Source organism: Pelagibius sp. Alg239-R121 (assembly GCF_947331435.1).
In the GTDB taxonomy this organism is placed as follows: domain Bacteria; phylum Pseudomonadota; class Alphaproteobacteria; order Kiloniellales; family Kiloniellaceae; genus Denitrobaculum.
In genome coordinates, this window is the sequence record NZ_CAMZOF010000002.1 from 566,088 (window position 1) to 579,384 (window position 13,297).

Genomic DNA, 13,297 nt, shown 5'->3' on the forward strand with positions numbered 1-13,297 from the left:
CTCTGTCACAGCCGACTGTGCCTGCCACCGCCGTGATCTTGAAAGCGCTTTCATATTTGCACTCTTTCCAAGAGGAGATCACATAGTTTAGCATTGAGTCAATAAGCGAGGCTCACTTCTTACTTTAGCATTGATATGTTTGAGTGATTTTCCATTTGTGCCTCCGGAAGCAAAAATCGCCTGTTGACCGCAAAAGCTCGATGCACCGGGTTTTTCGGAATAAGCGAGGCTCTCGATGGAAAGGCTTTCAGATTGAAACGGCGTGAAACCATCACCCTGGAAGACGTTGCACAAGCGGCCAGCGTTTCTCCCGCGACGGTTTCGCGTTTTATCAATCAACCGGCCAGTGTGCGCCCCGAAAAACGCACCCGTATTCAAGATGCGATCGAGCAGCTTGGCTATGTTCCAAACGGAGCAGCGCGCGCCCTCGCCTCCCGCAGAACGAGAATGATCGGCGCCATCATGCCGTCGCTCGACAATATGCTGTTCGGTGGACCGCTGGAGGCCTTTCAAAAAGAAATCGGCAGCGCCGGCTATACGGTCGCGGTGGCCTGCTCCGAGTACGACGATCAGCAGGAACAGGTGCACGTCCGAAATTTTCTGGAGAGCGGGGTCGACGGATTGCTGCTTGTGGGCGCCCAGCGTGATTCGCAGGTCTACCGCCAGATCGAACAGCAGGGAATCCCCTACGTCCTGACCTGGGTATCGAGCGATAACCGAACCGATCACTGCGTCGGTTTCGATAATGCCGCGGCCGCAGAGCACCTGGTCGATTACCTTGTTTCCCTCGGGCATCGGCGCTTCGGTATGATTTCCGGCTTCATCGCACACAACGACCGGGCACAAGCCCGTCTGAAAGGAGTCCGCAGCGCCTTGACCCGGCACGGCCTGAGCCTTGAAGACGACCAGTTGCTTCAGCGTCCGTTTGATCCCGACGCCGGCCGCGATGCTTTTCACATCCTGATGTCCGCGCCCAATCCACCGACCGTGATTGTCTGTGGTTCGGAGCCGCACGCCTACGGCGCCTTGTTCGAAGCCCGCGATATGGATTTCAATGTCCCCGGCGACGTGTCGGTCACCGGTTTCGACGACATGTGGCTGGCAAGCCAAACCTCGCCGCCGCTCACAACCGTCCGGACCCCGCGCGGAAAAATGGGGCGTCAGGCGGCACGGCATCTTCTTGCAAAATTGCAGGGCGAGCGCATCGCAGCGCCGCGGCCCCTTGAGACCACGCTCGTTGTGCGGAAGTCCACGGCGGCGCCCCGCAAGGGTGAGCTGTCGCCGGGGGCGCGTAGTGCTCTTATGCTCAAGTACGCACAATGGTGAACTCCGGATCGTAAAGACAGGGCTCGCAAACGACCGCATCGACGCTCTCGCCGATCACCTCGACCGCAAGGCGGCTTCCGATCGGCGCAGCGGACGGATCGACGAAGCCCATGGCGATGTTTTTTCCGACACGGTGCCCCCAACCGGCTGAAGTGACGGTCCCAACGACTTCGTCATCCTGCAGAATGGAATCTCCGGGCTGTGCAGGTGCCTCGGTGCCGTCGAGGGTCATGGCCGCAAAGCATCGCCGGGGTCCGTCCGAAACCATTCTTTCCAGGGCATCCCTGCCGATGAAAGTCTTATCCAGTTTGACGAAGCGCTCCAACCCGGATTCGAAGGGATTGAACTCCGTGATCAAATCCGCCTTCCAGTGCCGGAAGCCTTTTTCCAGGCGCATGGATTCCGTTGCATAGAGACCGAATGGCTTGAGTCCAAAGGCTTGGCCGGCCTCGCGGAGATGCTGGAACGCCAGCGCGAGCTGCGCGTTGGGGATATGGACTTCCCAGGCCAGTTCACCGGAGAAAGAGACGGACATGGCAATCGCTTCCGCGTTGCCGATAAAGACCTTGCGGACCGACAGCCAGGGAAAGGCCGCCTTGGACCAGTCGCTTCGCGGCGCCGCTTTGGCCAGCAGATCTCGGGACCGGGGACCGGCAAGCACCAGGATAGTGTAGTCGTTGGTCAGGTTGCTGATGCTGATCGAGCCGTCGGCGGGGAGCCTCTCCTGCAACCAGTCCCAATCGTGGTACTCGGCAGCGGCGGCCGATCCGTACCAGACCCGGTCCGGCGCGACCCGGTCCGGCGCGACCCGGTCCGGCGCGACCTGGTCCGGCGCGACCCGGTCCGGCGTCAGATTGGCAATGGTCGCTTCCCCCTTCACGTTCCCCTGTTCATTCAGAAGGTAGGTCAATGCCAGCTTGCCGGACTTCGAGGGCACCCGCGAGCAAAGGATCCCGTCGAGCCAGTCCCGCACGCCGCTTCCACTGATTTCGTAACGGTTGAAGCCGGAAACCTCCATGATGCCGACCCCGGTCTGCACCGCCTTCACCTCCGCGGCAACCACTTCGAAACAATTGTTGAAGCGGAAGGAATGCTGCTCCTGGAAATCAGGGTCGGGCTTGAAGTAGAGCGCCCGCTCCCAGCCGTTCACCACACCGAACTCCGCCCCCATCTCCCTCAGGCTGGAGGTCAGCGGCGTGGTCTTCATTGGCCGTCCCGCCGGGCGATGCTCGTGCGGCATGTGGAAGCGGAATTCGTTCTGGTAGTCTTCAATCGCCTTCAATGCCGTATATTCGACATTGGCATAGCGCGTGAACCGGCGGGGATCCAGCGCCCAGGTATCGTAGCAGGCTTCACCCTGTACCATCATCTGCGCCAACAGCCAGCCGTGGCCGCCGCCCTCGCCCAGTCCGGCGCGCAGACCGGTGAGGCACCAGGCGTTGCGCCTGCCGGGAATCTTCCCGACCAGCGGCACGCCGTCCGGCGTGTAGGTGATCGGCCCATTGATGATGGTATGAATACCGGCCTCCTGCAGGCAGGGCAGCCGATTGAAGGTTCCCTCCATGGTGTCGATGCAGCGGTCCAGGTCATCGGGGCAGAGCGCGTTGGTGAAGTTCGGGTCGATGCCGTCGAGCCCCCAGGTTTTGCAGTCCTGTTCGTAGAAGCCGACCAGAAGGCCGTGCTTCTCCTGGCGGGAGTAAAAATCGTTGGTTGGACAGCGCAACAGCGGCACGCGGAAATCCAGGGCTTCGATCTCGGGGATGGGCTCGGTCAGCAGGTACTGGTGCTCCATGGAGGCGACCGGCAGCTCCACGCCCATCATGGCGGAGATCTCGTTGCAGCGGTAACCGCCGGCATTGACGACCATCTCGCAGTGGATATCGCCTTTTTCGGTATGGACGATCCAGTCGCCGCCCGGCTTCTGCGTGAGGTCCGTTACCGGGGTGTGGCGATAGATCTCGGCACCTGCGTGTCGTGCCCGGCGCGCCAGCGCCTGGCAGAGCTGCGCCGGATCGATGTCGCCGTCCAGGGGATCCCAAAGTGCCCCCAGCAGATTGTCGGTGGTAATCAGCGGATGACGCCGCTTGCACTCCGCCGCATCGAGCAGCTCAAACTCGACGCCCATGCCCTTGGCCAGCGACATGAAGTGGCGGTAGCCGTCCAGATGATCCTGCGTCGAGGCCAGGCGCAATCCGCCGGTGGCATGGTGGTAGTTGATCGGATAGTCCGGATCGTCGGCCAGTTCCTTGTAGAGTTGGATCGAGTGGCTCTTCAGTCCGACCATGACCTGGATGCCGCCAAAGTTCGTCACCTGTGCCGCCGAGTGCCAGGTGGTGCCCGAGGTCAATTCGTCCCGCTCGACCAGCACCACATCGCTCCAGCCCTCCTGCGTCAGATGATAGAGCGCACTGCAGCCGCCGATGCCGCCGCCAATCACAACCACGCGCGCATGCGATTTCATACCGCTTCCTTCTTTCCCAAAAACGCAAACCGTCACGGACAGCATGCGCGATCGGGGCGCCGGAAATAACGCAGAAAAATTAAGTTAAGCCAGATTGAGGGTCTCCCTTCGGTTTTCCTGAACCCGGTGCGTGGGATCATGCATGGAGCGCCAACTTGAGGCAGACTGCACCGGCATAGAGCGGGAGTTTGAAACAATGACGTCGGAGGAAACCAGGATCAGCCGTCGCGGTGGAGGCCGGGCGGCCCGGAAGGCTGCACGTCTGGCACCGGAAGTGGAAGTCGATCCCTGTCCTCCAGGCCAGGCGGGCGGCAGCTACCGCCCGCTGTCGGATCACAAGCTGACCGCCATCTGCAACGATGCCTTCCGCGTGCTCAGCGAAATCGGCATGAGCGAGGTGCCGCCGGTCGTCCAGGAACAGGCCCTGAGCCGGGGGGCTCACCTCAATGAGCAGGGCCGTCTTTGTTTTCCGCGTTCCATGGTCGAGGACATCATCGCCGGCGCGGCCAAAAGCTTTATTTTTCGTGGCCGCGACCCGAAACACGATTTCGAGCTCGGCGGCGACAAGGTCTATTTCGGCACCGGCGGCGCCGCAGTCCAGACCCTCGACCGGGACAGCGGCCTCTACCGCCCCTCGAACCTGGCCGACCTCTATGACTTTGCCCGCCTGATCGACACCCTGCCCAACGTCAGCTGGTTCACCCGCTGCTGCGTCGCAACCGACATCCCCGACAACTTCGATCTCGACATCAACACGGCCTACGCCCTGCTCGCGGGCACGACCAAACCGGTCGGCACCTCCTTTACCATGCCGGAGTACGTCGCACCGGTAATCGAGATGTTCGATATGGCCCTCGGCGGCGAAGGCAAATTCCGCGAACGTCCCTTCTGCAAGGCTCATATCAGTCCGGTGATCTCGCCCCTGCGCTACGGCGATGACGCGGTCGGCGTGACCCTGGAATGCATCCGCCTCGGCGTGCCTATCAATGCCATCGTCGCCGCCATGTCCGGTGCGACAGCCCCGGCAACACCGGCCGGCTTTCTGGTGCAGTCGACCGCGGAAACCCTCGCGGCCCTGATTCTGGTCAATCTCTTCGCGCCGGGCTATCCGATGATCTTTTCCAACTGGCCGCTGGTGATCGACCTCAGAACCGGTGCCTTTTGCGGCGGCGGCGGCGAGATCTCCATCATGAATGCCGCCTCGGGGCAGATCAGCAACCACCTTGGTCTGCCGAGCGGTGTGGCGTCCTCCATGTCCGATGCCAAGGCCGTGGATGCCCAGATGGGTATGGAAAAGGCGCTGTCGGCACTGGCCGCAGGTCTGGGCGGTGCCAATATGATCTATGAATCCTCGGGCATGATGGCCAGCCTGCTGGGCGCCTCCTTCGAAGCCTTCGTGGCCGACGACGAAATGCTCAGCCACATCCACCGCGCGATCCGCGGGATCGAGGTCACCGAGGAGACGCTTGGCTTCGAGACCATCCGCGAAGCGGTCTCCGGCGAGGGCCACTTCCTGGGTGCGGCGCAGACTATGGACGCCATGCAGCGGGATTACTTTTACCCAACGCTGGGCGACCGGAACGAACCCACGACCTGGGCCGAGGCCGGCGCCAGCGACCTCTGGACCCGCGCCAAAACCCGGGCGGACGATATCCTCTCCAGCCACTATCCGGACTACATTAATCCCGCCGCCGACCGGGCGATCCGCGACCGCTTCAATATCCTGCTGCCGGAAGAACGCATGAAACCGGACGGCGGATGATTGGAGGCTTCAGGAATTGGCACCAGCGTCGCCATTTCCCGAACAAAGGTCGCTTGCGGCGAAACCGAATCCGGGTCACAACGATTAGCCTGACGTCAGGTCTCCTCTCAACCTGGGACTGAGACCTCAGTTCCCTGTCCGGAGGAAGGCGTTTGGGCGACCTGCTTGACCCGTTTCAACTCAAACATCTGACCCTGCGCAACCGTATCGTCAGCACGTCCCACGCGCCGAACTTCGTTGAAGACGGCCACCCGCGGGATCGCTACAGGCTCTATCACGAAGAAAAGGCCAAAGGCGGGGTCGCCCTGACCATGGTCGGCGGCTCGACGAACATCGCGCCCGACAGTCCCTCGGTTTTCGGACAGCTTTATGCCGGCGACGACAGCATCGTTCCCTGGTTCAAGCGCCTGACCGACGGCGTGCACAAGCATGGCGCCGCCATCATGTGCCAGATCACCCACATGGGGCGGCGCACTGCCTGGGACGATGGGCACTGGCTGCCGGTTCTCGCGCCCTCCGGCGTTCGCGAACGCGCGCACCGTTCCTTTCCCAAAGCGATGGAGCAACAGGACATCGATCGCGTAACAGACGACTTTGCCGCAGCGGCACGGCGCTGCCAACACGGCGGCTTCGACGGCATCGAGCTGCTGTCTCATTCGCATCTTCTCGGCCAGTTTCTCTCCCCCCTGACCAATCTGCGGGAGGACGATTACGGTGGCGCACTGGAGAACCGTCTGCGTCTGACCCTGCAGGTGCTGGACGCCGTCCGCGCGGAGGTCGGTCCGGATTTCATCCTGTCCCTGCGCTTGACCGGGGACGAGCTGATTGAGGACGGCCTGAGCGCGGAGGACTGCATCGCGGCGGCGCAGATACTGGCGCAAAGCGGCCATGTCGATCTCCTCAACATTCTTGCGGGCGCGCCCTACGACGATCTCGGTCTTGCGGAATGGGTGCGGCCCATGGGCCTGCCGGCGGCGCCGCATCTCGGGATTGCCGGCCGCATCCGCCAGGCCGTGCGCCTGCCGATCCTGCACGCCGGGGGCATTGCAGATATTGCCACAGCACGTCACGCGCTGGCCGAAGGTCATGTCGATCTGGTTGGAATGACCCGTGCGCAGATGGCCGATCCCTATCTTGTCGCCAAGCTGCAGCGCGGCGAAGAAGACCGTATCCGCCCCTGTGTCGGGCTCGGCTATTGCGTGGATCGCGTCAATCAGGGCAAGCCCGCCGTCTGCGGGCAGAATGCGGCAACGGGGCGTGAAGAAACTCTGCCTCACATCATCGAAAAAACCGAAAGCCGGAAAAAGGCGGTCGTCATCGGCGGCGGCCCCGGCGGCCTGGAAGCCGCGCGGGTCTGTGCCCTGCGCGGTCACCAGGTCATTTTATTCGAGGCCTCCGACCGGCTGGGCGGACAGCTAAACCTCGCCGCCAAAGGCATGACCCGCCGGCAGATCTGGGGCGCGGCGGACTGGCTGATTTCCGAGGTCAACGTTCTTGGCGTGGAGATCCGCCTCAACAGCTATGTCGAAGCGCAGGACGTCCTGTCGGAGTCCCCAGATCTGGTGATTGTCGCGACCGGCGGCTGGCCCGAACCGCCCGCCATTCCGGGCAGCGATTTAACGGTCTCCAGCTGGGACGTGCTGTCGGGTGAAGTCCGCATCACCGGCGATACTCTTCTGATCGACGAGGTGGGAGATCACCCGGCGGCAGTCACCGCCGATACGCTCGCCCGTGCGGGCGCCGCCGTCGAGATCGTCTCCCCGGACCGGACTCTTCTGCACGACCTCGGCCCCACCACATCTGCCGTCGCGCTGCGCGATCTGACAGCCAACGGCGTCACCTTTTCCTGTCTTCAGGAACTGACCGCCGTTGCCCGCGACGGCAACAAGCTGCGCGCTAGTCTGCGCCATGTCCTCACCAGGTCGATCACCGAGCGCCTCGTCGATCATGTGGTCGTCGAACAGGGTCTCGCGCCCATGGATGCGCTCTATCACGAGCTCAAATCACAGTCGAAAAACCTGGGGCAGCTCGATCATCAGGCGCTGATCGAAGGCACCGACCCCTTCCGCACAGATAACCCGGACGGCCGGTTCCAGCTGGCGCGCATCGGCGACGCCGTCACCGGCCGCAACCTGCATGCCGCAATCCTCGATGCCCTGCGGGTCTGCAAGAACTTCTGACCGTTACGCAGTCGACGCGCTATAGAGTGTCAAAACGTGGGACTGCCACTCTCCCGTTTTAAACCTCGACGTCTGGCGCTACTTCCCCCTCCGCCAGCACCTCGAACAGCACCTCCCCGCCCTCCGAAAGCCGCGCCGCCTGCGGCACCACGTCCTCACGCAGGAAGCTGCCGATCATCGAGGCGACACGGGCCGGCAGGCTGCCCAATTCACCGCGCCGCGCCACCAGGAAGATTTTCCGGCTGAGGCGGGTGAAGGGCGAGGATATCACTTCCGTCTCCGCCAAAAAACGTGCGCTGTCGAGAATGTTGAGCGGCGTGCCCAGGCTCCAGCCGCCGGCCTGCGCCACCATGGCCAGGATCGAGCGGGGCGCCTCGAAGGAAAAGCGGCGCTCGGCCGAAAAGCGATGGCGCCGCAGATGCTGCTCGACCAGCCGGCCCATCGGCATCTTTTCATTATGGTGCACGAAGGGCAGCTGGCGGAGCTGCGGCAGGAGCGGCGCATCCCTCTGCAGAACACCGCGCGCGGCGACCACGGAAAAGGTTTCCTCCAGCAGCGGGAAAACATCGTAGATCGACGGGTCCTCCGGCGGCAGGCCGGTCACCGCAATGTCCGCCTCCCGCTGCACAAAAAGATCCGTCATGTTGTCCGAACGCCCGGAGACCGCACTGAACGCGGTCTTGGGATAGGCCGCGTGCAGCCCGCCGATCAGGTGCGGAGTCACAGAGGCATCGAAGTCGTCGATGACGGCGAAGCGCAGCTGCGGCAGCGAGGAAAGATTGAGTTCCATCATCTGCGCCTGCGCTTCCGAAACCGCCATCAGCACCTTGCGCGCATGGCTGAGCAGCAGCGCCCCAGCGGGCGTGGGCCGGATCGGCCGTTCCGAACGGTCAAGCAGCGTCGTGCGCGCAAAGGCCTCCAGATTGGCGATCTGCTGCGACACCGCGGCAGGGCTGGCCCCTAAGCGCTCAGCCGCCTTGGCCATCGTGCCCGCCTCGTCGACGGCGACCAGCACGCGCAGGGCGCGGATCGAGAGATCAAGCGGGTTTTCCTGGGTCATCGGCTCTTCTCCGGCACCCGCCCTCACAGGAGGACAGCAACAAGATCTTTAGCCGAACTATTGATGGCCGTAAATCCACCTTAACGGTCCAATGGGATAGATAGCCCCTCGTTTGCTCAAAGGGTCGACGCTCTAGTCGAGAAAGCTCGCTTCTTTCATCGTCTCGGGAAGGGGAACCTGCATCCGGGTCAAAACCGTCGGGGCGATCTGGGTGATCTGTAAAAGCGTCTCTGGTTCTGGGCCTTTGGCAGGACCGAAATAGTATAGAGCCGTATCCTGCTGATCCTCGCCCCGGCCGCCGTGATGGCCGCGTTCGGACTGCCCGTGGTCGGCCGTGACGATGATCTCATAACCCGCCTGACGCCAGCGCTTGATATAGGGCGCCAGTTGCGCGTCCAGCAGATAGCAGGACCCGTCGGTTTCCTCGCAGTCGTGCTTGAAGCGGTGCCCCATGCTGTCGAGCGTACAGCTATGCAGGATACCGTAGTCGATCCCGAAGCGTTCCGTGAGCATGGTCAGCGTTGCAAAGAGATCCGCGTCGCTGGGGGTCATCTGATTGGCCGACCAATCGCCCGACATGGTGTGAAACCGGCCGTGATTGATGCTGCTGCTTTCCGGCTCGTCGTATTCGATGTCCCGCACCGGATCGAAAGGCGCGCGATTGAAGAACTCCGACCAGGAGGAATGCGTTATCGCGCCGGTTATGCCGCCGGCCCCGCGGATTTCCGAGAAAATGTCCGGGACCGAAAGTCTGTTTACGTCATAGTTGCCGGTGCAGCCGTGTACGGCTGGAACCACGCCGGTGTGTATCGAGGCATAACAGGGCGCCGAGACGGACGGCAGAGGCGCGCGGATTTTCCAGACCCGCGCTTCGCCTGTATCCACCCACCCCTCCAGATTGCCGAAGAGACGGCGCCAATTGCGCCAGGGAACACCGTCGATAATAAGCAAGAGGAGCTTGTTATTCATGAGCGGCCTCCTTTCAGGCTGGTGGTGAGTGACAGCACCCAGTCGGCGACCAGGTTCACGGAAATTGCGAGGGTCGCGATCGCGATGGCGGGTGCCAGGGCCGCGGTGATGCCGTAGACCAGGCCGTCGCTGTTCTCTTTTACGATGGCGCCCCAGTCGGTGGAGGGCGGTTGAATCCCCAGCCCCAGAAACGACAGGGTGGAAAGATAGAGCACCATGAAGATGAAGCGCAGTCCGAGTTCGGAAACCAGCGGGCTGAGCGCATTGGGCAGAATTTCCCGCAGCACGATCCAGCCCGTGCCTTCACCCCGCAGTTTGGCGGCTTCGACATAGTCCATGGCATAGATACTCTCCGCCACCGAGCGGCTCAGGCGGTAGACGCGCGTGGCGTCCAGAAAGGCCATCACCAGGATCAGAACGAGGATCGTCGCCGGGACCACCGACAGGATCACCAGCGCGAAGATCAGCCCCGGGATCGACATGATCAGATCGACAAAGCGAGAAAGCAGAACATCGCACCAGCCGCCCATGACGACGGCCGTGAAGCCCAGCACCGATCCAATCGTGAAGGAAATTAGTGTCGCCGCCGACGCGATGAAGATGGTGGTTCTTCCGCCGTAGATCATGCGGGACAGCAGGTCGCGGCCGATATTGTCGGTGCCCAGCCAAAAGCGCGCGGAGCTGGGTTCCCAGACCTTGCCCACGACCTCGCCCAGTCCGTAAGGCGCGATCAGCGGAGCAGAAAGAGCCATCAGAAAAAACAGCAGGGTGATGACCAGACCGGCGAGCGCGCTGAGCGGCATCTTCCTTACGGCCTGGATCATTTCGGATGCCTCAGTCTCGGGTTGCTGAGGATCGCGATCAGATCGGCCGCCGTATTGAGCAGGATGTACACACCGGCGAAGATCAGGCCGGCCGCCTGCACGACGGGCACGTCGCGCTTGGAAACGTGATCGACCAGGTACTGACCCATGCCCGGATAGACGAAGACCACCTCGACCACCACGACACCGACGACCAGGTAGGCGAGGTTGAGCATGACGACGTTGACGATGGGTGCGGCGGCGTTCGGCAAAGCGTGGCTGACGATGACCCGGAATCCGTTCAGGCCCTTCAGTTCCGCCGTTTCGATGTAGGCCGATTCCATCACGTTCAGGATCGCGGCCCGGGTCATGCGCATCATGTGGGCGAGGACGACGAAGACCAGGACGATGACCGGCAGGGCGATCGCCTGGAGCTTTGCCAACAGGCTCATGCCGTCATTGATCAGGGAGACCGAGGGCACCCACTGCAGCTTGACGGCAAGAAGGAACATCACGACGTAGCCGATGATGAATTCGGGCAGCGAAATGGTGGCGAGCGTCACCGCCGAAATCAGCTTGTCCGGCAAACGGTTCCGGTATCGGACGGAAATGACGCCCAGCAGTATGGCCAGGGGCACCGAAACGACCGCGGCCCAGAAGGCGAGGAACAGCGTATTTCCGAGCCGCTTGCCGAGAGACTGCGTTATATCGGCGCCATTGGTCAGTGCGGTACCGAGATCGCCTTGAAGGATCCCGCCGATCCAGGAAAAGTACCGAGCGACAGCCGGCTCGTTCAGCCCCATTTCGCGGCGCAGGTTTTCCAGTGCCTCGGGCGTCGCCGTCTGCCCCAGGATCGCCTGCGCGACATCCCCCGGCAGGATCGACGTGCCGACGAAGATCAATATGGTGGACGCGAAGAGCAGCAGCAGACCCAGCGCCAGGCGCTGGATCAGAAGCTTTAACATCGGGTGCATCGGGATCGTAACCCTCAGGCGAACCAGGTCAGCTTGGCGGCAAATCCGTTCATCATCTGGCTGTAGTGCTGCGTCCAGCCGCCGAGCTTTTCCGAATAGCCGTCGATGAACTGATTGAACATCGGATTGATCAAGCCGCCTTCCTCCCAGACGATCCGGGCCATGCGCGCGTAGAGCGCCCTACGCCGGGTCTGGTCCAGTTCGGCCCGCGCCTCCAGCAGCAATGCGTCGAATTCGGGATTGTTGAAGCGCGTGTCGTTCCAGTCGGCGCTGGAAAGATAGCCGGTCGACCACATCTGGTCCTGCACCGGCCGCCCGCCCCAGAAGGAGGCGCAGAAGGGTTGCTTGTTCCAGACCTCGGACCAGTAACCGTCGGCGGGTTCGCGTTTGATTTCCAGCGGGATGCCCGCCGCCTTCGCGCTCTGCTGAAAGAGCTGCGCCGCGTCGATCGCGCCGGGGAACGCCGCGTCCGAAACCTGAAGGATGATGGGCGATCCGTCATGACCCGACAGCCCGTAGTGTTCGGCTGCCTTTTCAAGTGAGAATGCGCGCTGCGGCAGCGTCTCGTCGAACAGCGGATAGGCATCGCTGATCGGAATGTCGTTTCCGACCGATCCGTATCCGTTCAGAACCGTGTCGACCAGCTCCTGGCGGTTGATCGCATACTTCAGCGCCAGCCGCAGATCCTTGTTGTCGAAGGGCGGGGTATCCGTGTGCATTACGAAGATGTAGTGCCCGCGGCCCGGCGTGATGCCGACGGCGACGCCCGGCGCCCGGCCCACGAGGTTCGCGATGCGGGGCGGCACCTTGTCGATGGCGTGAACCTGCCCGGACTGCAGGGCCGCGACCCGTGCCGTGTCGTCGTTGATCGCGATGATCTCGTGGGTGTCGTAATGGCCGACCTGGCCGTTCCAGTGGTTCGCGAACTTCGCAAAGCTGTAGCGCACCCCGGGCTCTTCCTCGGTCAGCCTGTAGGGTCCCGAACCGACGCCGTCCGCCGGGCTGTCCATACCGCCGTTCGGCTGGATGACCAGATGATAGTCCGTCATCAGGTAAGGCAGGTCGGCATTGGGGGTGGTCAAGGTGACGGTGAAGAGATCGCCGTCGGCCTTCATCGATTCGACGCCGCGCATGATGCCGAGTGCGCCGGACTGGGAGTCCTCGTTGGAATGGCGCTGCATAGTTTTCAGGACGTCTTCGGCGGTCAGGCTCTTCCCGTTATGGAATTCGACGCTTTTACGGATGCGGAAATGCCAGACCTTTCCGCCCTCCGCAGCCTCCCAGCTTTCGGCCAGCGCCGGGGTCAGCCCGCCGTCGGGCGTGATGTCGACCAGATAGTCGCCAAAGGCATAGAGCGCGTAGGAGTTGGCACTGCCCAGCGACAAGGCCGGGTCCAGCGTATCCGTGCTTTCGCCGCCCTTCAGGCCGAGGACGAAATGCCCGCCTTTCCTGGGGCTGTTCGCGAAGCCCGCCTGCGGCAGCAGAAGACCGGCGGAGGTGGCCGCCAGTCCCGCCGCACCACTGTGTTGCAGAAAGCCGCGGCGCGACAGTTTCTTTGAAGGTCCGGTCATGATTCGTCTCCCTGAAGCAGGCTTTCCTGCCGTTGGCCGCAGCCTTTCGCGGCGCGCTTCGTTTTGGCCGTTTCACATCAGCCCGTGAGCAAGCGGCTTGTTTCTACTCCGCAAAAGCGTACTGTTGACATGTCCAGAAATTAAAAATTTGACCAGTCCAGTTGGCATGCTGCTGTAAAAGAGCCGGGAGG

At 62.5% G+C, this 13,297-nt stretch carries 9 protein-coding genes; 3 read left to right on the top strand and 6 right to left on the bottom strand.

Going from position 1 to position 13,297, the window contains the following annotated elements; genetic code table 11:
- Nucleotides 1–252: 252 nt before the first annotated feature.
- Complete coding sequence (locus tag QMZ18_RS09840) at nt 253–1,326, top strand: LacI family DNA-binding transcriptional regulator (protein ID WP_282606103.1); 1,074 nt, start codon at nt 253–255, stop codon at nt 1,324–1,326.
- On the opposite strand, the gene QMZ18_RS09845 is transcribed toward QMZ18_RS09840, so the two are convergent.
- Entirely contained in the window at nt 1,307–3,787 is a 2,481-nt protein-coding gene (locus tag QMZ18_RS09845; protein WP_282606104.1) for an FAD-dependent oxidoreductase, read from the bottom strand. The genes QMZ18_RS09840 and QMZ18_RS09845 overlap by 20 nt on opposite strands.
- 196 nt (nt 3,788–3,983) lie before the next feature.
- Here QMZ18_RS09845 and QMZ18_RS09850 point away from each other — a divergent pair, with 196 nt between their 5' ends.
- Together QMZ18_RS09850 and QMZ18_RS09855 are read left to right on the top strand one after the other, a co-directional pair.
- Nucleotides 3,984–5,549, top strand: coding sequence for a trimethylamine methyltransferase family protein (locus QMZ18_RS09850; RefSeq protein ID WP_282606105.1), 1,566 nt, complete (start codon nt 3,984–3,986; stop codon nt 5,547–5,549).
- Nucleotides 5,550–5,701: 152 nt separating this feature from the next.
- Nucleotides 5,702–7,729 carry an NADH:flavin oxidoreductase gene (locus QMZ18_RS09855; protein ID WP_282606106.1) on the top strand — a complete coding sequence of 676 codons (2,028 nt, stop codon included), beginning with the start codon at nt 5,702–5,704 and terminating at the stop codon, nt 7,727–7,729.
- Nucleotides 7,730–7,787: 58 nt separating this feature from the next.
- Here the strand turns inward: QMZ18_RS09855 and QMZ18_RS09860 are convergent, their stop codons facing one another.
- The 5 genes from QMZ18_RS09860 to QMZ18_RS09880 form a co-directional block, all read right to left on the bottom strand.
- Complete coding sequence (locus tag QMZ18_RS09860; RefSeq protein WP_282606107.1) at nt 7,788–8,789, bottom strand: LysR family transcriptional regulator; 1,002 nt, start codon at nt 8,787–8,789, stop codon at nt 7,788–7,790.
- A gap of 132 nt (nt 8,790–8,921) precedes the next feature.
- On the bottom strand, nt 8,922–9,758 hold the full coding sequence (locus QMZ18_RS09865; protein ID WP_282606108.1) for an alkaline phosphatase family protein: 837 nt from the start codon (nt 9,756–9,758) through the stop codon (nt 8,922–8,924).
- Nucleotides 9,755–10,582 carry an ABC transporter permease gene (locus QMZ18_RS09870; RefSeq protein WP_282606109.1) on the bottom strand — a complete coding sequence of 276 codons (828 nt, stop codon included), beginning with the start codon at nt 10,580–10,582 and terminating at the stop codon, nt 9,755–9,757. Before QMZ18_RS09870 ends, QMZ18_RS09865 begins: the two co-directional genes overlap by 4 nt.
- A complete protein-coding gene (locus QMZ18_RS09875) occupies nt 10,579–11,535 on the bottom strand; it encodes an ABC transporter permease (protein ID WP_282606110.1) in 957 nt (318 codons plus the stop codon). Before QMZ18_RS09875 ends, QMZ18_RS09870 begins: the two co-directional genes overlap by 4 nt.
- 14 nt (nt 11,536–11,549) lie before the next feature.
- Nucleotides 11,550–13,106, bottom strand: a complete 1,557-nt coding sequence (locus QMZ18_RS09880; RefSeq protein ID WP_282606111.1) for an ABC transporter substrate-binding protein — start codon at nt 13,104–13,106, stop codon at nt 11,550–11,552.
- Nucleotides 13,107–13,297: the final 191 nt, after the last annotated feature.

What these genes read in the sequence shown, in the direction of transcription:
- QMZ18_RS09845 (WP_282606104.1), bottom strand. Translation starts at nt 3,787, where the DNA reads ATGAAATCGCATGCGCGCGTGGTTGTGATTGGCGGCGGCATCGGCGGC.
- QMZ18_RS09850 (WP_282606105.1), top strand. Translation starts at nt 3,984, where the DNA reads ATGACGTCGGAGGAAACCAGGATCAGCCGTCGCGGTGGAGGCCGGGCG.
- QMZ18_RS09860 (WP_282606107.1), bottom strand. Translation starts at nt 8,789, where the DNA reads ATGACCCAGGAAAACCCGCTTGATCTCTCGATCCGCGCCCTGCGCGTG.
- QMZ18_RS09865 (WP_282606108.1), bottom strand. Translation starts at nt 9,758, where the DNA reads ATGAATAACAAGCTCCTCTTGCTTATTATCGACGGTGTTCCCTGGCGC.
- QMZ18_RS09870 (WP_282606109.1), bottom strand. Translation starts at nt 10,582, where the DNA reads ATGATCCAGGCCGTAAGGAAGATGCCGCTCAGCGCGCTCGCCGGTCTG.
- QMZ18_RS09875 (WP_282606110.1), bottom strand. Translation starts at nt 11,535, where the DNA reads ATGCACCCGATGTTAAAGCTTCTGATCCAGCGCCTGGCGCTGGGTCTG.
- QMZ18_RS09880 (WP_282606111.1), bottom strand. Translation starts at nt 13,106, where the DNA reads ATGACCGGACCTTCAAAGAAACTGTCGCGCCGCGGCTTTCTGCAACAC.